Consider the following 22739-nt stretch of genomic DNA (forward strand, 5'->3'; position numbering starts at 1 on the left):
ACTTATCCGACCAGTTCGGATCGTTGTCAAGAATTGGTAATGCCACTTAAGAAGATGTGGCGACCACTTGGTCAGGCCAAACCTAGGGATGCGGATTTACCGCCCTGGAATGGAAGCGCGCTCATCCCGGAAAAGGCGATCGAACTCGAATCGAGCGGGAAAATCCAAGCGTTCAGCCACAACCCGCGTGCGTGTATGGCTGTCCGGTTGATGCTATTTGTCCGACCAATGGTATGACCAGATTGGGCGCCCCACTTTGGCGGCGCTTCGATCGGGCCGGACAATTTTAAGGAAGCGTAATTGGCGGCGCGCGCGCGGCCTCGCTAGAACGGTGTTCTAGACACGAGGAGACGTCCCTATGCCCCCCAGCCCCTGGAGCCACCAACGCAGCGCCGGCGTCGCCGACGACATCGATTTCGAGATCAAGGGCGAGGACCTGCAGTTCGTCGAGATCGAGCTTGATCCCGGCGAGAGCGCCGTGGCCGAGGCCGGCGCCTTCGTGTGGAAGGACGCCAGCGTCCAGATGACCACCATCTTCGGCGACGGCTCGGCCGACCAGGGCGGCGGCTTCATGGGCAAGCTGCTGGGCGCGGGCAAGCGCCTGGTGACCGGCGAGAGCCTGTTCACCACCGTCTTTACCCACACTGGCCAGGGTAAGGCGCGTGTGGCCTTCGCCTCGCCGACGCCGGGCACCATCCTGCCGCTGAACCTGGGCCAGCTGGGCGGGACGCTGATCTGCCAGAAGGACAGCTTCCTGGCGGCCGCGCGTGGCGTGTCGATCGGCATCCACTTCCAGAAGCGGATGATGACCGGCCTGTTCGGCGGCGAGGGCTTCATCATGCAGCGCCTGGAAGGCGACGGCTGGGTGTTCGTCCAGATGGGCGGCACGCTGGTCGAGCGCACCCTGGGCCCCGGTGAGGAGCTGCACGTCGATACGGGCTGTCTGGCGGCCTACACGCCCGGCGTCGACTTCGACCTGGTCATGGCCGGCGGCGTGAAGAGCGTGCTGTTCGGCGGCGAGGGCCTGTTCTTCGCCCGCCTGCGCGGTCCGGGGAAGGTCTGGATCCAGTCGCTACCGTTCGCGCGTCTGGCCGGTCGCATGATGCAGGCCGCGCAAGGCCAGGGCGGCAACCAGGGCGAGGGCTCGATCCTGGGCGGCCTGGGCCGGATGATCGACGGGAACTAGGAGCGGAAGCGCCCCCGTGAGGGGGCGCTTATCCTCAGCCCTTGGTCTTGTCCCAGCTGTCGTATTCGTACGCGATGCAACGGTCGATCAGCGTGCGCCAGACCGGTTCGGCGATGGCTTCGGACAGGCCCGAGGCGCGCGCGGCGGCCTTGACCTTGTCGACCACGTCCTCGATCCGCGCGCGGTCGAACACCTTGGAGCGGTCGGCCTTGATGCGGGCCGCGGCGTCCATGTAGCCCTGACGCTCGGTCAGGAGCTGGACCAGGGCCCGGTCCAGGGCGTCCACGCCCTGGCGCACATCGACCATGGTCTGGCAGTCGACGGGGGCGAGCCGCTCGTCGACCGTGAGAGTCGTCGTTTTCATGGGCCCCTTTAAGCCGGTTCCGCGCCCTAAAACCAGAGGCGTGAGGGCTTAGATTCCCGAGCCGTTGTCCATGGTCTGCAGGGCGGCCTCGTGCGCGTCGGCCTCGGCCTTGAGCCAGGTCACGAAGGCCTTCACCTGGGGCAGGCGGCCCTTGACCTTGGGGTGGACGACGTAATAGGCGAAGTCGACCGCCGTCGACGCTTCGAACGGGATCACCAGGCGACCGGAATCAAGGTCGGCCTGGGCCAGGGTGCGCTTGGCCAGGGCGATGCCGCGGCCGTTGGCGGCGGCCTCGATGACCAGGCTGGACTGGTTGAAGCGCGGACCCCGCGCGCCGTCGACGCCCTTGATGCCCCGCGCGGCCAGCCACATCGCCCAGTCGGGGCAGCTGTCGTCGGCGTCGGGCGAGCCGTCGTGCAGCAGGATGTGGTGGGCGAGGTCCTCGGGACGCTCGAGGGCGTTCTGTTCCAGCAGCTCGGGGCTGGCGACGGGCACCACCGACTCCTGCATCAGGCGGATGACCTCCAGGCCCGGATAGCGGCCCGAGCCGTAGCGGATGGCCATGTCGACCTCGCCCGTGGCGAAGTCCACGACCTCCATGCCGGCCGACAGCCAGACGTCGACCTGCGGATGGGCCTGCTCGAACTTGCCCAGGCGCGGCACCAGCCACTTGGCGGCGAACGAGGGGGCGGCGGTCAGGGTCAGGCGGCGGCCGTCGACGGCGGCGGTCAGCAGGGAGGCGGCCTCGGCCAGACGATCGAAGGCCTCGCGCAGGGCGGGCAGGGCGGTCTGGGCCGCGTCGGTCAGCAGCAGACCCTTGGGCGTGCGCTTGAATAGGGCCGCGCCGACATAGTCCTCGAGGTTCTGGATCTGCTGGCTGACGGCGCCCGGCGTCACCGACAGCTCGTCGGCGGCGCGGCTGAAGTTCAGGTGCCGTGCGGCGGCCTCGAAGGCGCGAAGGGCGTTCAAGGGCGGCAGGCGACGGCGCTCGTTCGGTCTTTCCATGAGTTTTACTGAACGCCCCGGCAGAAGTCCTTGTTTGCGAATTGGACCGCCAGCGCCGAGTTTGCAAGCGTTCGCTGACGGATTGGCCCTTTTCGTCAGCTTGCGCTAACGGGGTGGTTCGCAAGAGCCGCCCCGTATTGCGTTGATAAACTTCAAGGGTCGCGTGGCGGCGGAGACGTCGCTCCGCGCTTTTAGAGGACCTGATCGCCGATGGCCCCTCGCAAGGCGCCGCCTAGCAACTTCGGCCGCAAGCCCGGTCTCGTCGTCGTGGGCGGGACGCGGGCCAAGCGCGCGCTGGGCGCGGTGTGGCTGGTCGGCGCGGGTCCCGGCGATCCGGATCTCCTGACATTCCGCGCCTTCAACGCCCTGCGCGGCGCCGACGTCGTGGTCCATGACGGCCTGGTCTCCGACGAGATCCTGGACCTGGCGCCGAGCCGCGCCCGCCGGATCAATGTCGCCAAGCGCAAGTCGCGCCATACCCTGCCGCAGGATGACATCAACCAGCTGATCGTGGCCCTGGCCCTGGACGGCCTGAACGTGGTGCGCCTGAAGGGCGGCGATCCGTTCCTGTTCGGCCGCGGCGGCGAGGAGCTGCTGGCCTGCCGCGAGGCGGGCGTGGAATGCCGCGTCGTACCGGGGGTCACCGCCGCCCTGGCCGCCAGCGCCGGCGCCGGCGCGCCTCTGACCCATCGCGGCAGCGCCCAGGCCGTCACCTTCGTCACCGGCCACGCGGCGCACGGCGATCCCGACCTGGACTGGGTCGCGCTGGCGCGTCCGAACCAGACCGTCGTCGTCTATATGGGCGTCTCGACCGCGGGGCTGATCGCTGAGCGCCTGACGGCCGCCGGCCGCGCGGGCTCGACCCCGGCCTTGGTCGTCGAGAACGCCAGTCGCGCCGACGAGCGCCGCATCCTCACCACCCTGGCCGACCTGGCCCAGGCCGCCGAGGGCCTGACCGGCCCAGCGCTGCTGATGGTCGGCGAGGCGATGGCGATGGCGCAGGAAAATCCCGCTCATTCCCGTAAAAGCGGGGACCCAGGCGGCGACTCGGAATGGATCCCCGCCCTGGTTGGGATGAGTGGAGTTATTGAGTGAAAGCGATCACCGCCAACCGCCTGATCGACGGTGACGTCGTGTTCTGGAAGTCCGGCCAGTGGGTCGAGCGCTTCGGCGACGCGCAGCTGTTCGACGAGAACGAGGCCTCGGACGTCGAAGCCGCCGTCGCCACGGGCAAGGGGCAGCCGACCGTGGTGGTCGACGTCTATCCGATCGACCTGATCGAGTCGGAAGGCCGCTGGGCTCCTGTCAGCTATCGCGAACGCATCCGGGCCCTGGGCCCTACCAATGAACTCACCCACGGCAAGCAGGCCGAGGGCGGCGATGTCGTCGAGGCCCTGCGCCACGCCTCGGGCGCGGCGCGCTCGACGGGCCGCGTCGACCTGATCCGCAGGAAGTAGGGCGGAAGACCCATGTACCAGTACGACATCATCGACAAAGAATTCCTTGTCGACCGCTCGAACGAGTTCCGGGGCCAGGTCGCCCGCCGCCTCGCCGGCGAGATCACCGAGGACCAGTTCAAGCCGCTGCGCCTGATGAACGGCCTGTATCTGCAGCTGCATGCCTACATGCTGCGGATCGCCGTGCCGTACGGTTCGCTGAACCCGACCCAGGTGCGCCGCCTCGCCGAGATCGCCCGCGACTACGACAAGGGCTACGGCCACTTCACCACGCGTCAGAACATCCAGTTCAACTGGATCAAGCTGAAGGACGCGCCGGACATCCTGGACAAGCTGGCCGAGGTGGACCTGCACGCCATCCAGACCAGCGGCAACTGCATCCGCAACACCACGTCCGACCCCTATGCCGGCGCCACGGCCGAGGAGATCGACGATCCGCGCGTGTGGTCGGAAGTGATCCGCCAGTGGTCGACCCTGCACCCGGAATTCTCGTTCCTGCCGCGCAAGTTCAAGATCGCCATCACCGCCTCGGCCAAGGACCGCACGGCGGCCAAGGTCCACGACATCGGCCTGCTGCTGCGCCAGGGGCGTGACGGCTCGCACGGCTTCGAGGTGATCGTCGGCGGCGGCCAGGGGCGCACGCCCTATGTCGGCCCGACCATCAAGCAGTTCCTGCCGACCGACCGGCTGCTGAGCTATCTGGAAGCCGTGCTGCGCGTCTACAACCGCCACGGCCGCCGCGACAACATCTACAAGGCCCGCATCAAGATCCTGGTCGCCGCTCTCGGCGCCGAGGAGTTCGCGCGCCAGGTGGAAGAAGAGTGGAGCAAGATCGACGCAGCCCGCGCCGACCTGCCCGCAGCCGAACTGGCCCGCATCCGCGCATCGTTCGCCAAGACGCCTTTCGAGATCCTGCCGGCCCGTTCGGAAGCATTCGAGCTGGCCAAGGCCAACGACAGCGCCTTCGCCCGCTTCGTCCGCAACAACGTCCGGGCCCACAAGCAGCCGGGCTATGCGATCGTCGAGATCTCGCTGAAGGCCCAGGAGCAGACGCCGGGCGACGCCACGGCCGAGCAGCTGGAAGTCGCCGCCGACCTGGCCGAGCGCTTCGGCTTCAACGACCTGCGCGTCACCCATGCCCAGAACCTCGTTCTGCCGCACGTCAAGCTGGACGACCTGCCGACCGTGTTCGCGGCCCTGCAGGCGGCGGGCCTGGCCACGCCGAACATCGACCTGATCAGCGACATCATCGCCTGCCCGGGCCTGGACTACTGCGCCCTGGCCAACGCCCGCGCGATCCCGATCGCCCAGGACATCGCCCGCCAGTTCGCCGACCTGGATCGCGCCGAGAACGTCGGCGAGCTGAAGATCAAGATCAGCGGCTGCATCAACGCCTGCGGCCACCACCACGTGGCCCACATCGGCGTGCTGGGCGTCGATAAGAAGGGCGAGGAATTCTACCAGCTGTCGCTGGGCGGTTCGGGCGCGGAAGACGCCTCGATCGGCAAGATCCTTGGCCCGGCGCTCCCCGCGGACAAGGTCGCCACGGCCGTCGACCAGCTGGTCGGCGCCTATCTTTCCGTCCGCACCGACGGCGAGCGCTTCCTCGACACCTATCGCCGCGTCGGCCTCGAGCCCTTCAAGGAGGCTGTCTATGCCCAAGCTGATTGAGCTCGCTGACGGTCAGGCCCGCTGGGCCGAAGACGCCTTCGTTCACGTCACCGACGAGGACGCGATCCCCGAGAGCGGCGACGTGATCCTGTCCCTGGCCCGCTTCGAGGCCGAGGGTGACGCCCTGCTGTCCTCGAACAGCCGCCGCGTCGGCGTGCGGATCGAGTCCGATCAGGAGGTCGAGGTCCTGGCCTATGACCTGCCGCGCATCGCGGTGGTGGCCCTGGCCTTCCCGAAATACCGCGATGGCCGCGCCTACACCTCGGCCCGCCTGTTGCGCGAGCGCTTCGGCTACCAGGGCCAGGTTCGCGCCGTGGGCGACGTCCTGCAGGAGCAGGCCGGCTTCATGGTCCGCTGCGGCTTCGACGCCTTCGAGGCGGCCGACGGCGCCACGCCCGAGGCCTGGACCAAGGCCGCCAGCCGCTTCCGCCACGTCTATCAGCGCGCCGCGGATGACCGCGTGGTCGCGTTCGAGGAAAGGGCCTCCTGATGGCCTACGACCAGACCAGCGCCACGGTGCCGGGCCTCGCCGCGCGGCTCGACGCCGAGCTGCGTGACGCCCATCCGCTGACGATCCTGCGCGCCGCCTATGCGCAGTTCGGCGACAAGCTGGCCCTGGTCTCGTCGTTCGGCGCGGAGTCGGCGGTGCTGCTGCATCTGGTTTCGCAGGTGTCGCCCACCATTCCGGTGCTGTTCCTCGATACCGGCATGCTGTTCGGCCAGACCCTGGACTACCGCAAGTCCCTGGCCTCGCGCTTCGCCCTGACCGACGTGCGCGACCTGCGCCCGGCCTTTGCGGACCTGGCGACCCAGGACCCCAATTCGGACCTTTGGCGCACCAGCGTCGATGGCTGCTGCCATATCCGCAAGGTGCTGCCACTGGACCGCGCCCTGGCGGGCTTCGACGGCTGGATCACCGGCCGCAAGCGCTTCCACGGCGGCGATCGCCTGTCCCTGCCGGTGGTCGAGGAGGCCGAGGGCAAGATCAAGTTCAACCCGCTGGCCAACTGGGGCAAGGCCGAGCTGGAGGCCTATGTGGCCGAGCACCAGCTGCCGGCCCACCCGCTGGTCGCCCAGGGCTACGCCTCGATCGGCTGCTGGCCGTGCACCCAGCCCTCGGACGATGGTCGCTCGGGTCGCTGGCAGGGCCAGGAAAAGACCGAGTGCGGCATCCACGTCGCCCGCGCGCCGGGCGCGGCGCCGAACGTCGGCGGGGATATCTGATCTTTTTCCTTCCCCCTTGATGGGGGAGGGCAGGGAGGGTGTGATGTGGCGGTTGATACCGTGCACCGCCGCCACTTCAGCAGTCACCCCATCCCCAACCCTTCCCCCATCAAAAGCGGGAAGGGGGCTATCTATTCCCCCGGCCGATACGTCTTCACCGCGTGCTTCTTCACGTCCTCCGGATAGAAATACACGTCCCGCAAGTTCCCCAGGCTGTAGCGAAGGGCCTGGTCGTTGAAGTGGGGGGAGGCGGGATCGCCGCTTTCGCCGCCGGCCGAGACGGCGCGGGCGCGGACCTTGTCGCCGAACTCCACGACCGCCACGAAGCTGTTGCCTAGCGTGCCGTAGTACTTCTTGGTCCCCGGCCAGCGCTTGGCCCCGAACGAGGCCAGCGAGCCCCACTGGGCCGAGGTGAAGGCCACCGGGATGCTGGGCTTGGCGTCATCGAACGTCTGGACGATCGCGCCGTCGTTGCGCTGGAAGCGGTTGATCTGGCCCCACGGCGTCTTCCAGGAGCCGAAGTCGGTGGTCAGGCGATCCGAGGCCTCGGCCAGGGCGGCCAGCTTCTCGGCGGGCGTCAGCCTGTCGGCCATGTAGTCGTAGGTGTTCAGCCCCTGGGCCTTGGCCGCCGGCGCGGCCTTGGCCCACATGGCTTCGCCCCAGAACACGGCCAGCGAGGTCTGCGTCGAACGCGCCGACCACTTCCTGTCCCAGGCGCTCAGCGTCGCGACCTGCTCGGCGACCTTGGCCTTCGTCGGATCGCCGTCGGGCGTGGCGGCATAGGCCGCCTCCAGCGTCGGGATCAGGCGCGCGAAGGCGGTCAGGTACGGGTCGTAGGCCTTGTCGATCAGCCCGCCCAAGGTGAGGTTCTTCGCGTCCCTCAGCACGAGGTCGGCGTGGATCCCGCGCGGGTTCTCACCGGCGCTGTCCATGTACTTCGGATAGTCGGCCTTCTTGGGGCTGTAGGGCCCGGCGGCCGTGTAGGGCCAGTTGTTGGTGTTGAAGGCCCAGCCGTTCGGCGGGTTCAACACGCGCGGCGCGTCCTTCAGGGCGTGCAGGCCCTTCCAGTCGGTGGCGGGGTCCGAGCCGTCGACCGGCTTGGTGTAGTCGAAGCGGTCGTCGCGGATCGGAATGAACTGCGGGTGCAGATAGGCGATCTCGCCCCTGCTGTCAGCGAACAGGGTGTTGTTCGACGAATTGGCCTTGAGTTCGGCCACCTTCATGAAGCTGGCGTAGTCGGTCGCCTTGGTGCGCAGGAACGACTGCTGCAGGGCCGCGACCGGCTTGTTCATCAAGGCGATGCTGATCCACTTGCCGTCGGCCTCGCGCACGATCGGGCCGTGGTGGGTCTTGAAGACGGTGAAGCGCTTTTCGGCCATCGCGCCGTCGGCGGCGCGGTACGGGACGGCGATCACCTCGCTCTTCAGCGGCCGCAGGTCCTTGCCGTACTTGTAGAAGCGCTGGCCATCCTTCTCGACGATGGTCTCGGCGAACTCGTCGACCACGTCCACGCCGCTGGAGGTGTGCATCCAGCCGGCCTTGGCGTTGAAGCCCTGGTAGATGAAGAACTGGCCCCAGGTCGTGGCGCCATAGGCGTTCAGGCCCTGGTCGGACGAGACCTGCATTTCCGACCTGAAGAAGAAGCTGGTGTGCGGGTTGATCAGCAGCAGGGCGTGACCGTCCAGCGTCAGCTTGGGCGCGATGGCGAAGCCGTTCGAGCCCTTGGGCTCTTTGAAGAGGAGGCCCCGTTCGTCCGCGGTCATGGCCAGCTGGCGCTGGCCGTAGAAGGCCTCCAGCTGGGTCAGGGCCACGCGCTCGATATCGCCGCCGATGCTGCCTTCCGAGAAGCTGAGCGCCATCCACGGCTCGAACCGGGTGATGACCCTCGGCTTCACCTCCGGATGGGTCGCCAGATAGAAGTTCAGCCCGTCGGCCCAGCCATTCATCAGCGCCTTCAGCCAGGCCGGGGACTTGGCGTAGTCGGCCTTCAGCACGGTCGGGTCGATGAACAGCTTCTGGCGCAGGTCGGCCCAGATCGCCTTCTCGCCCTCCGCCTCGGCCGTGCGGCCCAGCGCGGTCATGAAGTTGGTCTCGACGCGGTTGAAGTCGTCCTCGGCCTGGGCGTAGGCCATGCCGAACACCGCGTCGGCGTCGGTCTTGCCGTGGATGTGGGCGATGCCCCAATCGTCGCGGGTGATCGAGACCGCCGCGGCGCGGGCCTTCAGTCGGGAGAGGTCGTCAGCGTGGGCGGGCGCGGCGCACAGGACGGCGGCAGACACCAAGGCCATCGATAGTTTGCGCATACGCCCCTCAAACCGCTCATCCCCGCCCACGGGTCGCGCAGAGCGCGCCCGAGGATAAACTCCACCGGGGATCCAAGCCGAGTTTGAAAGGAAATTCCAGTCCGCGCCGCAAGCCCAAAGTCAGCTTGGGTCCCCGCCTTCGCGGGGATGAGCGGATTTGTTACTGCGGCGGGCAGCCCTTGAATTCGCCGACCGTGCTGACGGACAGGCTGGACAGGTCCACGCCGCGCAGAGCCTTCATCGAGGCGGCGCCGAAGCCGCTGAAGAGGTCGAGCTTGAGGCCCTTGATCGCGCCGCCGATGTCGGAGGCGTACCAGTAGCCGTCGTGCGTGCCGCCGTCGGGCATGGGCAGGCCGACGGTTTCCTTGATGAAGATGACGGTGCGGCGCGGGATCACCTTGGGATCGACCGCGACCGTGCGCATGGCCGCGACCTTGCAGCCCAGCGAGTCGAACGCCCGGATGCCCTTGGCGCCGGCGTGATACATCGTCGCCCGCATCTTGAAATCCACCGAGCCGGGCAGGGCGCCGGTCAGGGCCGAGGTGATCAGGTCGCCCAGGGGATCGACGCGCGTGGCCGAGGCGGGCGCGGAGTCCGCGCCGGTGGCGGCTTGAACAGGAGCGGCAATGGCGAATGCGGAGATGACCGCGGTGGCCAAAATTCCGGCGAGTTGGCGTCGCATCGAGGGGGACCTCTTATCGGCGTTGTCTGTCGGGCGGCGTCTGGGTAGCCCGATCACGGCCCTGTGACAACCCTGGGAGTCGATCCGGCCGTGGCCAGGCTCGCTTGGTGCGCGAAAAAGCGGCAAGGATTCAGAGGGTTGAAACTGCGCTGTAAAGACTCAGTTTTTTCGCATCTGGAAGCTTCACGGAAGGAACCCGCATGGCGCTGCGCATCTACGGCGACTCGATTTCGGGCAATTGCCTGAAGGTGAAGTGGACGGCCGAGCGCCTGCATCTGCCTTTCGAATGGATCGAGACCAGTGTCCTGAAGGCCGAGACGCGAACGCCTGACTTCATGGCCCTGAACCCGGCGGGGCAGGTGCCGATGGTGATCCTGGAGGACGGCCGGCCGCTGTCGCAGTCCAACGCCATCATGCTGCACCTGGCCGAGGGCTCGGTGCTGATCCCGGTCGACGCCTACGAGCGGGCCAAGATGTTCGAGTGGCTGTTCTGGGAGCAGTACAGCCACGAGCCCTATGTCGCCGTGGTCCGCTTCCAGGTCGCCTATCTGGGCAAGACCCGCGAGAGCCTGGAAACCCGGCTGATCGAACGGGGCGACACGGCCTTGGCGCGCCTGGAAACACAGCTGCAACAAACGCCCTTTCTGGTCGGCGAGCGGCTGACCCTGGCGGACATCGCCCTGGTGGCTTACACCCGCGTGGCGCACGAGGGCGGGTTCGACCTTTCGCAGTATCCGGCCGTGAAGGGCTGGGTGGGGCGGATGGAAACAGCGCTCGGCATTATCTGATCCTTCGGAGTTCTTCCTTGCGCCATTACCGTTTGGGCCTCTCGACCAGCCTGAAAGTCCTCGCCCTCGCCGCCGCCCTATCGACGCCCGCCGCCTCGGCCTTCGCCTGGGGCGCTGGCGGCCACCGTGTCGTCGGCGTCGTCGGCGCGGCCAGCCTGCCGTCCGACGTGCCGGCCTTCCTGCGCACGCCGGAAGCCATCGCCGCGATCGGCGAGTACGCCCGCGAGCCGGACCGCTGGAAGGGCTCGGGCAAGATCCACGACACCGACCGCGACAGCGCCCACTTCCTGGACATCGACGACCAGGGGAAGATGTTTGGCGGCCCGGCCTTCACGGTGGCGACCCTGCCACCCACGCGCGCCGACTACGAGAAGGCCCTGCAGGCCGCCGGCGTCGATAGCTGGAAGGCCGGCTACCTGCCGTACGCGATCATCGATGGCTACCAGCAGCTGGTGAAGGACTTCACCTACTGGCGGATCCTGAAGGCGGTGGTGAAGACCGAGAAGGACCCCACCAGACTGGCCTATTACAAGGCCGACCTGACGCGTCGCGAGGCCCTGCTGCTGCGCGACCTGGGCGTCTGGGCCCACTATGTCGGCGACGGCAGCCAGCCGCTGCACCTGTCGGTGCACTACAACGGCTGGGGCGACTATCCCAACCCCAACGGCTACACCAATTCGCGCTCGATCCACTTCCAGTTCGAGGGGCCGCTGGCCAAGGCGTTGGGCGACGAGGCGTCGGTCAAGGCTCTGGTGCCGGCTTACAAGGCCTGCGAGTGCTCGATCGAGACGCGGGTCGTCGGCTACCTGACCGACACCTGGAAGCAGACAGAGCCGCTGTATCAGCTGGAAAAGGCCGGCGGCATGGTCGAGACCGATCCGCGCGCAAAGACCTTCGTCCAGACCCGCATCGCGGCCGGCGCCACGGCGCTGCGCGACCTGATTGTCGACGCTTGGCGCGAAAGCGCCAACGGCAAGATCGGCTATCGCCCGGAGATCAGCGTGGCGGACGTCGAGGCCGGCAAGGCCGACCCGTGGTTCGATCTCTACGGCAAGGACTGAGGCCGCGATGCTGGCGTTCGGGACGCCCGTCGAGGGGCTGACCTATCGCGACCGTCGCGCCGCGTTCGGCGTGGCCGAGAACGGGCGGGGCCAGATCGCCCTGGCCCAGGTCACCAAGCCCGGCAAGGCGCCGTACTTCGACCTGCCCGGCGGGGCGGTGGATGGCGATGAGAGCGAACGCGAGGCTGTCGCCCGCGAGTTCGGCGAGGAGACCGGCCTCGTGGTCGAGGCCGGGTCCCTGATCGAGACGGTGTCCCAGCACTTCCTGAAGTCCGACGGTGAGCCGGTGCGGAACTTCGGCGGGATCTATGTCGTGAAGGTCACCGGTGAGAAGCCGGGCCTCAAGGTCGAGGACGACCATGCGCTGGTCTGGCTGGACCCGCGCGACGCGGTGGTCGCCCTCCGCCACGACGCCCATGCCTGGGCGGTCGCGGCCTGGATGCGCAGGGGCTAGTTCGAGGCGAGCGCGATGTTGGCGCCGGCGCGCTGGGCGATCTGCAGGTCGGCGGCCTGCTTCTCGGTCATGGCGTCCTTCAGGTCCTCGGCGAAGTCCATGCGGCAGGCGCGGGCCGACAGGCCGCGCAGGCCGCGATCCGAGCAGACGCGATGGGCGGCGACATCGACGCGGTGGGCGAACTCGCGGGCGTCGGCCGGCTCGGCCAGGCGCAGGTCGCCGACGGCGATGCGGGCCACGGGCTGGACGCGCTCGCCGGCGTGGGCGGCGGTCAGGCCGATGATCGGGGTGGCGGCCAGGGCCAGGGCGGCGATGGCGGCGATGCGGTTGACGGTCTTGCTCATGATCTTGTCCCTCTCTCTTGGTGTGGTCGCCCGGGGCGATCCGTTGAGCGAGGGTGTAGACTTGGCGTGGGCCGAAAGCCCGTTACGAGTGCTTCATGACGTCGAATTAAGTCTATGAAACACAAGTAATATTTCCGAAAATTTAGGATTGGGGGAGAGAGCGCGTCTCTTGAGCGACGGCTTTCGACCCTAGTCGGACTCCGCTCCCCTCTTGGGGGAGCTGTCGCGGAGCGACTGAGGGGGCAATGCGGCTTAGGCCGAGCTGCCCCCTCCGGTCCTCTGGGCCACCTCCCCCAGAGGGGGAGGAGAGAGATCCGTATTACACCCTCGCCGACGACACGCCGTGTCAGCACGCCCCTACGCCGCCGCGAAATCCCGCGTGGCCTTGTGATCGCTCTGGCGGACGGGAAGGGTGAAGGTGACCGTGGTGCCTTCGCCGGGCTGGGAGTGCATCTCCAGCCCGCCGTCGTGCATGGTGATCAGCGACTTGGTCAGGGCCAGACCCAGGCCGGTGCCCTGGGTGGTCTTGGAGAACTGGCTCTCGACCTGTTCGAATGGCCGGGCCAGGCGCGCCAGGTCTTCCTTGGCGATGCCGATGCCGGTGTCGATGACCGACACCCTGACCACGTCGCCGAACGGATCGCGGCGCATCTCGGCGCGGATCGTGACGCTGCCGGCGCGGGGCGTGAACTTGATGGCGTTCGACAGCAGGTTCAGCAGCACCTGCTTGATCGCGCGGTAGTCGGCCTCGACCTCGGGCAGGTGTGGGAAGTCGATGCTGAGCTTCAGGCCGGCGGCCTCGGCGCGGTTGCGGATCAGGCGGACGGCGTCCTCGGCCACGTCCTCCAGGTGCATCGGCTCGAACTTCAGGTTCATCTTGCCGGCCTCGATCTTCGACATGTCGAGGATGTCGTTGATCAGCGCCAGCAGGTGCTGGCCCGACGAGTGGATGTCCTGGCTGTAACCCTTGTAGCGGGGGTCGCCGAGCGCGCCGAACATCTCGTTCATCATGATCTCGGAGAAGCCGTTGATGGCGTTCAGCGGCGTGCGCAGCTCGTGGGACATGTTGGCCAGGAACTCGCTCTTGGCCCGGTTGGCGCCCTCGGCCTTGACCTTCTCGGTCTCGTACTTGCGGGCCAGCTCGGCCAGTTGCTCCTGGCTGCGCTCCAGGCCGGCGACGGCGTTCTGGAGCTGCTCCTCGTTGAGGCGGCGCGCCTCCTCCTGGTTCTTGATCGCGGTGATGTCGGCGGCGGTCATGACGAGGCCGCCCTCGGCCGTGCGCCGTTCGCTGATCTGGATCCAGCGGCCGTCCATCAGCTCGGCCTCGCGCACGCCCTTGGCCCCGTCGGGCGCGGGATGCTCCTGCCGGATGGCCCGGGCCGCGAAGCGGTTGACCTCGGCGCGGGCGGCGCCGGGCTTGAGGATCTTGGGCTCCAGCGAGAAGACGTTGCGATAGTTGCGGTTGCACATCAGCAGGCGACCTTGGCGGTCCCACAGCACGAAGGCTTCCGACACGCTTTCGATGGCGTCGCGCAGGCGGTTCTCGGCGGCCTGGGCGCGGGCCTGGGCGACGCGCTCCTCGGTGACGTCCAGGGCCACGCCGATGATCCGCACGAAGCCGTCGGCGCCGGGCCTGCCGAAGCCCTGGCCGCGGGCGTCGACCCACAGGGAGCGCGCGCCCTGCTCGGCGGCGGGGACGCGGAACGAGACGTCGAAGGCGCCGTACATGGCCGCGTTGGCCAGGGCCTGGCGAACCCGTTCGCGATGATCGACCGAGATGCGCTCCAGCAGGTCCTGGCCGGACACGACGCCGCCCCCGCCCCAGCCGAACATCGCGCCGGTGACGTCGGAGAGGAACACCTGGTCGCTGTTCAGGTCCCATTCCCAGATGCCGCAGCGGGCGGCCTCGACGGCCAGGCGGAAGCGCTGCTCGCTGTCGATGAACTCGCGATGGGCGTTCTCGACCTTGCGGCTCTGGATCATCAGCAACAGGGCCAGGGCGATGCCGATGGCCAACGGGGCCATCATGTTGAAGGCGCCCTGCATGACCTGGCGCTCCAGGGTGGCGGCCGAACGCATCGGCGCGGCGGACACCACCAGCAGGGCGCCCTCGGCCATGGGGCGCACGGCGATGTCGAGCCGGGCCCCGTCGACGGCTCGGCCGCGCACGGCGACGCGGCGGCCGCCCAGGGCCTCGGGCGGCAGGGCGAAGGCTTCGCGCAGGGTCGTCGCGCCCCGGACGTCGCGTCCGCGCACGGTGATCAGCTCGCCGTTGGGAAGGGCCAGGGCGCCGCTGTCGCCCATCTCCGGATTGGCGATCAGCCGCGAGGCGTCGCCGCTGGCGATCACGAAGGCGGGGGCCTGGCCCACGGTGGCGGCGGTGGCGACATAGAGCCGGCCCGCGTGGCCGACCGAGCCGGTCCAGGTGGTGCGGCCGGAGAGGGCGGCGGCGTGGGCGGCGGCCTTCCAGTCGGCGACGTCGTCGCGGCCGGACACGGCCACGACATCGCCGGAGCCGGCGACGATGGCGACGGCGGCGGCCTCCCCGCCGGCGGCGCGCAGGGCGGTCTCGGCCGCGTCCATCGGCCGGGCCGGGTCGTGCTTGAGCATGTCGGCGGCGGCCGACAGGCCGGCGCGCTGGGCGGCGAGATTGGTCTCGACTCGGCCGGCGATCAGCCCGGCCTTGGCCGCCAGCGAAGCGCCGCCCGGATTGGCCGAGACCTCGTTCTGCAGCCGCCGGACGCCGAAGGCGGTATAGATGGCCAGTAGCAGCAGGGCCGACAGGATGGCGATGCGGACGAAGGCCTGGGAGGGCGCCCTGGCTGACTTGGCGCGCACGGCTGCGGGCGCGGCTGGTCCGGCAGCCGCCGGCCCCCCGTGTCTCGCCATGCCTTTGTCCAAACCGCCCGGCTCCCGTGAGATCCCCCGAAGCGCGCCAGCGCGCTCCGACCATTGAACCAAGGCCTGTCTCGGACAGGCCTTGGGGCGAGTCACTTCGCCAGATGGTGAATCTAACTTACCGGCCGGGACCGCGTCACCGCCGGAAAGGCGGATTCCGTGCTTGTGAGCCCATTGGTCGCAACCTCAGCGGCTACGACTCGTGGAATGCTGGCCTCAGCCCAGGGCCTTGGTCGCCAGCTCCAGGACGTTCTTCGACAGGTCCGGGTGGGCGGTGATGCGTTCGAGCTGCTCACGCATCAGCTGGCCCAGCTCCGGCTTGTAGCGCCGCCAGCCGCCCAGGGGCTCGATCATGCGGGCCGCCGTCATCGGGTTGAAGGCGTCCACCGCCAGGATCTGGTCGGCCAGGAAGCGATAGCCCGCGCCGCTGGGATCGTGGAACCGCGCCGGATTGTAGTTGGCGAAGGTCGAGACCAGGGCCCGCAGGCGGTTGGGATTGGTCGGCTCGAAATCGGGATGCGTCGTCAGGGCGATCACGCGTTGCAGGGCGCCGTCCGACGGATCCTGAGCCTGCACGGCGAACCACTTGTCGAGCACCAGCGGCTCCTTGCGCCAGGCGCCGTGGAAGTTGGTCAGGGCGATGTCGCGCTGGTCGTCGCCGCTGACCACCAGGGCGTGCAGGGCGCCGATCTGGTCGGTCATGTTGCCGCCAGCGGTGTAGTGACCGACCAGGCGCGCCAGGTTCTCGGCGCTGGGATCGGCCGAAAGCACGTCGGCGCAAGCGTTGCGCAGGGCGCGCCGCCCAGCGGCCTGGGCGCTGGGCGAGAACTCGCCGCCGCTCTGCATCTCTCCATGCAGCCGCCGCAGCAGGTCGCCCAGGTGGACGGCGATACGGGTCCGCAGCAGGCCGCGCGCGTCGTGCAGGGCGGCCGGGTCGGCGGGCTCGGACGCCAGGGCCAGGTCCGGCTCGGTGGGCAGGGCCAGCAGCAGGGCCTTGAAGGCCGGCTCGGCCGCGTCGTCGATCAGGGCCTGGCCCAGGGCCTCGGCGTAGCGCTCCTCGCCGACCTCGTCCGGCGCGCCGGACGCGCGGGCCAGGATCAGCTGGCGCGCCAGGGTCTGGCCCGCTTCCCAGCGGTTGAACAGATCGGGGTCCGAGGCGAACAGGACGTAGCGATCGGCGGACCGCGCGTCGGTCGTCAGGTTCACCGGGGCCGAGAAGCCGCGCAGGGCCGAGACGACCGGCTCGCTGGCCACGTTTTCCCAACGGACGGTGGTCGTGGCCTTGTCCAGCAGCACCACCTCGGTGTCGCGCAAGACCTCGCCGCTGCTCGACAGCAGGCCGATCGCCACCGGGATCGGCACGGCGCGCTTGGTAGGCTGGCCGGGCGTCGGGGCGGTGGTCTGGGACAGGGTCAGGGTCACGGCCCGGCCCTCGGCGTTGTAGGCGCTCTCCAGCGTCACCGACGGCGTGCCGGCCTGCTCGTACCAGCCAAAGAAGTCGGTCAGATCGCGGCCCGAGGCCTCGGCGAAGCAGGCGATGAAGGCCTCGACCGTGGTCGCCTCGCCGTCATGGCGCTGGAAGTAGAGGTCGCAGCCCTTCCGGAACGCGTCCGCGCCGAGGATGGTCTTGAGCATGCGGATGATCTCCGAGCCCTTCTCGTAGATCGTCGCGGTGTAGAAGTTGTCGATCTTCAGATAGCTGGACGGGCGCACCGGGTGGGCGAGGGGGCCGGCGTCCTCGGCGAACTGCCGGGCGCGCAGGGCCCTGACCTCCTTGATCCGCTGCACCGCCGCGTCGCGCATGTCGGCGCTGAAGCTCTGGTCGCGGAAGACGGTGAAGCCCTCCTTCAGGCACAGCTGGAACCAGTCGCGGCAGGTGATGCGGTTGCCGGTCCAGTTGTGGAAGTACTCGTGGGCGACCACGGCCTCGATGCGCTCGTAGTCCAGGTCGGTGGCGGTCTGCGGATCGGCCAGCAGCAGGGAGCTGTTGAAGATGTTCAGCCCCTTGTTCTCCATGGCCCCGAAGTTGAAGTCGCGCACGGCCACGATCATGAAGAGGTCGAGGTCGTACTCGCGGCCGAAGGTGTCCTCGTCCCACTTCATCGCCCGCTTGAGGCTGTCCAGGGCGTAGGCCGCGCGCGAGGCCTGGCCGGGGTCGACGAAGACCCGCAGGGCGACCTCGCGGCCGCTCATGGTGACGAACTTGTCGGCCAGGACGTCCAGGTGGCCGGCCACCAGGGCGAACAGGTAGCAGGGCTTGGGGAAGGGGTCCGTCCACTCGGCGAAGAAGCGATCGTCGCCCAGCGCGCCGCTGTCGACGAGATTGCCGTTGCTCAGCAGATGCGTGAACGCCCGGTCGGCCTCGATGCGCACGCTGTAGCGGGACAGCACGTCGGGCCGGTCGGGGAAATAGGTGATGGTCCGGAAGCCCTCGGCCTCGCACTGGGTGCAGAAGCGGCCGCCGGACATGTAGAGGCCCATCAGAGCCTTGTTCGAGGATGGATCGATCTCGACCTCGGTGGTCAGGACGAACTGGTCGGGGACGTCGTGGATCGTCAGGTGCTCGGGATCGATCGCGTACTGGTTGGCGCTCAGCGCCTGGCCGTCGATCGCGATCGACAGCAGCTTCAGCCGCTCGCCGTTCAGCACCAGCGCCTCGCGCTGGTCGCCCGTTCGGCGCACGGAAAGCTCGGCCTTCACCCGCGTCTGCGTCGGGTGCAGTTCGAAGACCAACCGCGTGGTCTCGATGGCGAACGGGAAGGGGCGATAATCAGCCAGCCGGATGGGCTGCGGCGTGTCGGTGCGCATGATCACTAGCTAAGGCCGCGAGGCGGATTTCGCCAGCGCCCAGCGCGATTACTTGGGGCGTCCGCGCAGGAAATTGGCGGCCGGCGGGCTGGGCGGAGCTTCGCGTTCCGTTCGGGGCGGGACCGGATCGGCGCGTGTGAAGGCCGGGGCGCGCTGGCTCAGCTCGCGCTCGAGGGCGGCCATGCGCTCGCTGAGCGAAGGGGACCTGAGATCCGGCGAGGCGGGCGGAACGTCCGTCTTGGCCGGGAGAGGCGGCTCCTTCGCCGCGGCGTCCTGCATGTCCTGCAGTTCCAGTTCGATGGTCGCCGCGCGCCGCGCCAGGCCGCGCAGCGCCTCGGGTCTGGCGCCGTCGGCGACCAGGGTGATCAACTCCTGGGCCAGGGCGCGCAGCCGGGGCGCGGCGGCGATGATCCGCGCCTGGGCCTCTATGCGCGCCGGATCGCGGTCGTACTCCGCCCGAGGCACGCGCCAGCCGCCCCAATCTTGCGGGTCGGTCATCACCACCGGATGCGTGCCGGGGATCGGATGTTGGGATGTTTCCTCGCGGCCGCGCCATTTGTTGCGATCGCGCACGATGCGCCAGGCCTCGCCGTTCGCGCCGGCGGCGTCACGAGGATCGAGCGTCAGTTCGGCCGCGTGGAACATTCGGCCGAGGCCGACGTCGTAGGTGATGCGGACCGGCTCGGACAAACCACCGGTCCAGGCGGGGACGACGCGTTCGACGGTCGCCCACGCGCCGACGCTGTCCACCCAGACTCTCTGGTTTTTCTTGAACTGAGCCTTGGTCATTGCTCTGAGCGAATCGCGTTCGCCGAACATGACGCAACAGAAGTAATACAGTAAGGTAAATATTCAGCGTGTGAATGCACGGTTTCAACTATGGAGCGCATCGGTACAACCGATGAGTTCACCTTCGAAACCTTGGTTGCTTTAGGTTAAGCGCAAGTCGCGTCACCGCCGCCCGCGAGCGTCCGGAGAAATCGACGCCCGCGTTCATTCCGCCGTCGATTGACATACCGGGCCAAAGCAATGGCGAGTTTTCCCTCGGCCTGGACCAAGGGGAGGCGGCGTCGTGGCGCGAGATCAGGGTGGACTGGAAGTCGGACAGAGGCGGTTCCTGCATCCTGGGCCGCTGCGCTGGCTGCGCGCGACCGGCTGGATGGCGCTGCTCTTCATCGTGTTCGCGATCGTCTATGCCGGCGCCCAGACGGTGGGAAATCCCTTGTTCAGCAAGGGCGGCCACCTGCTGGAAGTGCTGGAGGTCGCGGCCATCTGCGCGGTGGGCCTGGGCCTCTACGCCGGGATCGTCCGTCTGGCCGAAGGGCGCTGGCCCGAGGAGCTGAGCCCGCGCCAGGCGCCGGCGGACCTGGCCATCGGGCTCGTGGTCGGCGCGGCCATGCTCAGCGCCGTCGTGGGCGGGCTCTACGCCCTGGGCGTCTACGAGATCAGCGGACCGCGCCCGGCCTCGGCCTGGGGGACGATCGCCATGGCGATCGAGTCCGGCGTGATGGAGGAACTCCTGATGCGCGCCATCGTCCTGCGCCTGCTGATGCGGGCCTTCGGGATCTGGCCCGCCCTGGTCCTGCAGGCGGCGCTGTTCGGCGCGCTGCACCTGGCCAATCCCAACGCCAGCCCGACCGCCGCCGCGGCCATCGCCATCGAGGCGGGGCTGATGCTGGCGGGCTTCTACCTGCTGACCGGGCGCCTGTGGATGTCGATCGGCGTCCACGCGGCCTGGAACTTCACCCAGGGCTGGGTGTGGGGCGCCTCGGTCTCGGGGATCCCCGTTGTCGAGAGCTGGCTGGTCAGCAAGCCCAAGCCCGGCGCGCCGGAATTCCTCAGCGGCGGCGCCTTCGGTCCGGAGGCTTCGCTGCCGGCCATGGTCGTCGGCACGCTGACGGCGGTCGTGGTGCTGTGGCTGGCCTGGAGGAAGGGGAACTTCAAGGCGAAGGCGGATGCGGTCCAGACCTCGGGACCGCCGGCGTCGGATGCCGTGGGGTAACGCGCCACGAGGCGGGAGCGCCAGCGTAAGAACCTGAAATTCTTGACGCCGGGTCAATCTTTCCCTTCGCGTGAACGTCGTTCAGTGTGCGTCCCGAGACCGGCCGACAGAGCCGTGTCCTGGGAGGATGCCCGTGGATTTCGACTATTCGGACGACCAGAAGTTCCTGAAGGACGAGGCGCGCAAGTTCCTCGCCGCCCACTGCGACGTGGCCGTCGTGCGAGGCGTCCTGGACAACGCCGACCGCTCGTTCGACGAGAAGCTGTGGAAGGGCGTGGCCGAGCAGGGCTGGCTGGGCGCCTCGATCCCCGAGGAGCACGGCGGGCTGGGCCTGGGCCGTGTCGAGCTGTGCGCCATCGCCGAGGAGCTGGGCCGCGTCGTCGCGCCGATCCCGTTCGCTTCCACAGTCTATTTCCTGGCCGAGGGGGTCCTGGCCCACGGTACGGACGGCCAGAAGGCCGCGATCCTGCCGCGCATCGCCGCCGGTCAGTTGATCGGCTGCCTGGCGACCTCGGAAGGTCCCGGCGTCGTGGGGCCGGCGACCCTGACCACCCGCGTCGAGGGCGGCAAGCTGTTCGGGACCAAGATCCCGGTCACCGACGGCGATGTCGCAGACACCGCCCTGGTGCTGGCCAGCGAGGGCGGGCGTCCTGGCCTCTATCTGGTGGACCTGAAGCAGGCCGGCGTGGCGCGCGAGACCTTGAAGAGCCTGGATCCCACGCGCGGCGTGGCCAAGCTGACCTTCGACGGCGCGGTCGCCGAGCGGCTGGGCGCGGCGGGCGCCGGCTTCGACATCGTCCAGGCGATCCTGGACCGCGCGGCCGTGCTGCTGGCCTTCGAACAGCTGGGCGGCGCCGACCGCTGCCTGGAGATGGCCAAGGAGTACGCCCTGGGCCGCTACGCCTTCGGCCGGGTGATCGCCGGCTACCAGGCGATCAAGCACAAGCTGGCCGACATGTACGTCAAGAACGAGGTCGCCCGCTCCAACGCCTACTACGGCGCCTGGGCCCTGAACGACGACGCGCCCGAGCTGCCGATCGCGGCGGCGGCGGCGCGGATCGCGGCTTCGGAGGCCTTCTGGTTCGCCAGCAAGGAAAGCATCCAGGTGCACGGCGGCATGGGCTTCACCTGGGACGTCGACTGTCACCTCTACTACCGCCGCTCGCGGCAGCTCAGCCTGGTCGCCGGCGCGCCCAAGGTCTGGAAGGAACGGCTGGTCAGCCAGCTCGAACAGAAGAACGCGGCTTAAGGGAGCGCGAGGACCATGGATTTCAACGACTCCCCCGAAGAAGCCGCCTACCGCGAGAAGGCCCGCACGTGGCTGGCGCAGAGCGCCGCCGCCCACCGCGCCAAGTGGGGCGAGCTGAAACCCAACACCCCCGAGCACATGGCCGCCGCCAAGGACTGGCAGGCGACCAAGGCCGGGGCCGGCTACGCCTGCATCACCTGGCCCGCGGCCATCGGCGGCGGCGGCGGCACGCCGATCCAGTCGGTGATCTTCGGCCAGGAAGAGACCAAGGCTGGCCTGGGCTACGGCTATTTCACCATCGGCCTGGGCATGTGCGTGCCCACGGTCATGGCCTTCGCCGATAGCGACACCAAGAAGCGCTTCGTCTCGCCCGCCGTGAAGGGCGACGAGATCTGGTGCCAGCTGTTCTCGGAACCGGCCGGCGGGTCGGACGTGGCCGCGCTCCGTACGCGCGCCGTGCGTGACGGCGATGACTGGGTGATCAACGGCCAGAAGGTCTGGACCACCGGCGCCCACTATTGCGACTACGGCATCCTGCTGACGCGGACGGACCCGGATGTGCCCAAGCACAAGGGCCTGACCATGTTCTGGATCGACATGCGGGACACCGCCGTCGAGTGCCGGCCGATCCACCAGATGTCGGGCGGCCGCGAGTTCAACGAGGTCTATTTCACCGACCTGCGGGTCAAGGATAGCCAACGCCTGGGCGAGGTCGGCGACGGCTGGAAGGTGGCCCTGGTCACCCTGATGAACGAGCGTCTGGCGGTCGGGGGCTCGGCCGGCCCCAACTATCGCGAGATCATGAAGCTGGCCCGCCAGTTGTCGGGGACGACCGGTCCGGCGCTGAAGGACCAGGCGTTCCGCGAGAAGCTGGCCGACTGGTACGTCCAGTCCGAGGGCCTGAAATTCACCCGCTTCCGCACCATGACCGCCCTGTCGCGCGGCCAGACGCCGGGACCGGAGAGCTCGATCGGCAAGATCATATCGGCCAACCAGCTGCAGGAGCTGGCCAACACCGCCGTCGAGATGGAGGACCAGTACGGCATCCTGGTCGATCCCGACCAGGCGCCGGCCGAGGCGGTCTTCCAGCAGAGCCTGATGTGGGCGCCGGGCCTGCGCATCGCCGGCGGCACGGATGAGATCCTCAAGAACATCATCGCCGAGCGGGTGCTGGGCCTGCCCGGCGACGTGCGGGTCGACAAGGACGTGGCGTTCAAGGACATGCCGACGGGGCGCTAACCCG

General features: G+C 68.6%; 20 protein-coding genes. 12 read left to right on the top strand and 8 right to left on the bottom strand.

Annotated elements, in window-relative coordinates:
* The first annotated feature begins 358 nt into the window (after positions 1-358).
* A complete protein-coding gene (locus K8940_RS06655) occupies positions 359-1186 on the top strand; it encodes a TIGR00266 family protein (RefSeq protein WP_223393989.1) in 828 nt (275 codons plus the stop codon).
* A gap of 34 nt (positions 1187-1220) precedes the next feature.
* Here the strand turns inward: K8940_RS06655 and K8940_RS06660 are convergent, their stop codons facing one another.
* Together K8940_RS06660 and gcvA are read right to left on the bottom strand one after the other, a co-directional pair.
* On the bottom strand, positions 1221-1550 hold the full coding sequence (locus K8940_RS06660) for a chorismate mutase (RefSeq protein ID WP_223393991.1): 330 nt from the start codon (positions 1548-1550) through the stop codon (positions 1221-1223).
* Between the two features lie 48 nt (positions 1551-1598).
* On the bottom strand, positions 1599-2555 hold the full coding sequence (gene gcvA / locus K8940_RS06665; RefSeq protein WP_223393993.1) for a transcriptional regulator GcvA: 957 nt from the start codon (positions 2553-2555) through the stop codon (positions 1599-1601).
* Positions 2556-2765: 210 nt separating this feature from the next.
* On the opposite strand from gcvA, the gene cobA reads away from it, so the two are divergent.
* Genes cobA through K8940_RS06690 form a run of 5 tightly spaced genes read left to right on the top strand, consistent with a single transcriptional unit; the run spans position 2766 to position 6907 of the window.
* Entirely contained in the window at positions 2766-3650 is an 885-nt protein-coding gene (gene cobA / locus K8940_RS06670) for a uroporphyrinogen-III C-methyltransferase (protein ID WP_223393996.1), read from the top strand.
* Entirely contained in the window at positions 3647-4012 is a 366-nt protein-coding gene (locus tag K8940_RS06675; protein WP_223393997.1) for a DUF2849 domain-containing protein, read from the top strand. Before cobA ends, K8940_RS06675 begins: the two co-directional genes overlap by 4 nt.
* A gap of 12 nt (positions 4013-4024) precedes the next feature.
* Positions 4025-5683, top strand: a complete 1659-nt coding sequence (locus tag K8940_RS06680; RefSeq protein WP_223393999.1) for a nitrite/sulfite reductase — start codon at positions 4025-4027, stop codon at positions 5681-5683.
* Positions 5667-6173: a DUF934 domain-containing protein gene (locus K8940_RS06685; RefSeq protein ID WP_223394001.1), complete on the top strand. Its 507-nt coding sequence runs from the start codon at positions 5667-5669 to the stop codon at positions 6171-6173. Before K8940_RS06680 ends, K8940_RS06685 begins: the two co-directional genes overlap by 17 nt.
* Positions 6173-6907 (top strand): phosphoadenylyl-sulfate reductase, encoded by a 735-nt coding sequence (locus tag K8940_RS06690; protein WP_223394004.1) that lies wholly within the window; start codon positions 6173-6175, stop codon positions 6905-6907. The genes K8940_RS06685 and K8940_RS06690 overlap by 1 nt, the downstream gene beginning before the upstream one ends.
* Before the next feature lie 131 nt (positions 6908-7038).
* Here K8940_RS06690 and K8940_RS06695 read toward each other — a convergent pair whose 3' ends face one another.
* Positions 7039-9210: an acylase gene (locus K8940_RS06695; RefSeq protein WP_411675584.1), complete on the bottom strand. Its 2172-nt coding sequence runs from the start codon at positions 9208-9210 to the stop codon at positions 7039-7041.
* 160 nt (positions 9211-9370) lie between these two features.
* Entirely contained in the window at positions 9371-9892 is a 522-nt protein-coding gene (locus tag K8940_RS06700) for a 3D domain-containing protein (protein WP_223394006.1), read from the bottom strand.
* A 200-nt stretch (positions 9893-10092) separates the two neighbouring features.
* Between K8940_RS06700 and K8940_RS06705 the strand changes: the two genes are divergently transcribed.
* Genes K8940_RS06705 through K8940_RS06715 form a run of 3 tightly spaced genes read left to right on the top strand, consistent with a single transcriptional unit; the run spans position 10093 to position 12195 of the window.
* Positions 10093-10680 carry a glutathione S-transferase family protein gene (locus K8940_RS06705; RefSeq protein WP_223394008.1) on the top strand — a complete coding sequence of 196 codons (588 nt, stop codon included), beginning with the start codon at positions 10093-10095 and terminating at the stop codon, positions 10678-10680.
* A gap of 32 nt (positions 10681-10712) precedes the next feature.
* A complete protein-coding gene (locus tag K8940_RS06710; RefSeq protein ID WP_223395789.1) occupies positions 10713-11741 on the top strand; it encodes a S1/P1 Nuclease in 1029 nt (342 codons plus the stop codon).
* Between the two features lie 7 nt (positions 11742-11748).
* Positions 11749-12195 carry an NUDIX domain-containing protein gene (locus K8940_RS06715; protein WP_223394011.1) on the top strand — a complete coding sequence of 149 codons (447 nt, stop codon included), beginning with the start codon at positions 11749-11751 and terminating at the stop codon, positions 12193-12195.
* On the opposite strand, the gene K8940_RS06720 is transcribed toward K8940_RS06715, so the two are convergent.
* The 4 genes from K8940_RS06720 to K8940_RS06735 form a co-directional block, all read right to left on the bottom strand.
* On the bottom strand, positions 12192-12539 hold the full coding sequence (locus K8940_RS06720) for a UrcA family protein (RefSeq protein WP_223394012.1): 348 nt from the start codon (positions 12537-12539) through the stop codon (positions 12192-12194). The genes K8940_RS06715 and K8940_RS06720 overlap by 4 nt on opposite strands.
* 357 nt (positions 12540-12896) lie before the next feature.
* Positions 12897-15428, bottom strand: a complete 2532-nt coding sequence (locus K8940_RS06725; protein WP_223394014.1) for an ATP-binding protein — start codon at positions 15426-15428, stop codon at positions 12897-12899.
* Positions 15429-15653: 225 nt separating this feature from the next.
* Positions 15654-18245: an aminopeptidase N gene (gene pepN, locus K8940_RS06730; protein ID WP_223394016.1), complete on the bottom strand. Its 2592-nt coding sequence runs from the start codon at positions 18243-18245 to the stop codon at positions 15654-15656.
* Between the two features lie 48 nt (positions 18246-18293).
* Positions 18294-18995 (bottom strand): hypothetical protein, encoded by a 702-nt coding sequence (locus tag K8940_RS06735; RefSeq protein ID WP_317847027.1) that lies wholly within the window; start codon positions 18993-18995, stop codon positions 18294-18296.
* Positions 18996-19317: 322 nt separating this feature from the next.
* Here K8940_RS06735 and K8940_RS06740 point away from each other — a divergent pair, with 322 nt between their 5' ends.
* The 3 genes from K8940_RS06740 to K8940_RS06750 all read left to right on the top strand — a co-directional run bounded on the left by K8940_RS06740 (position 19318) and on the right by K8940_RS06750 (position 22735).
* Positions 19318-20247, top strand: coding sequence for a CPBP family intramembrane glutamic endopeptidase (locus tag K8940_RS06740; RefSeq protein WP_223394018.1), 930 nt, complete (start codon positions 19318-19320; stop codon positions 20245-20247).
* A gap of 133 nt (positions 20248-20380) precedes the next feature.
* On the top strand, positions 20381-21496 hold the full coding sequence (locus K8940_RS06745; protein ID WP_223394020.1) for an acyl-CoA dehydrogenase family protein: 1116 nt from the start codon (positions 20381-20383) through the stop codon (positions 21494-21496).
* A gap of 15 nt (positions 21497-21511) precedes the next feature.
* Entirely contained in the window at positions 21512-22735 is a 1224-nt protein-coding gene (locus tag K8940_RS06750; protein ID WP_223394023.1) for an acyl-CoA dehydrogenase family protein, read from the top strand.
* Positions 22736-22739: the final 4 nt, after the last annotated feature.

Source organism: Caulobacter segnis (assembly GCF_019931575.1).
GTDB lineage: Bacteria > Pseudomonadota > Alphaproteobacteria > Caulobacterales > Caulobacteraceae > Caulobacter > Caulobacter segnis_C.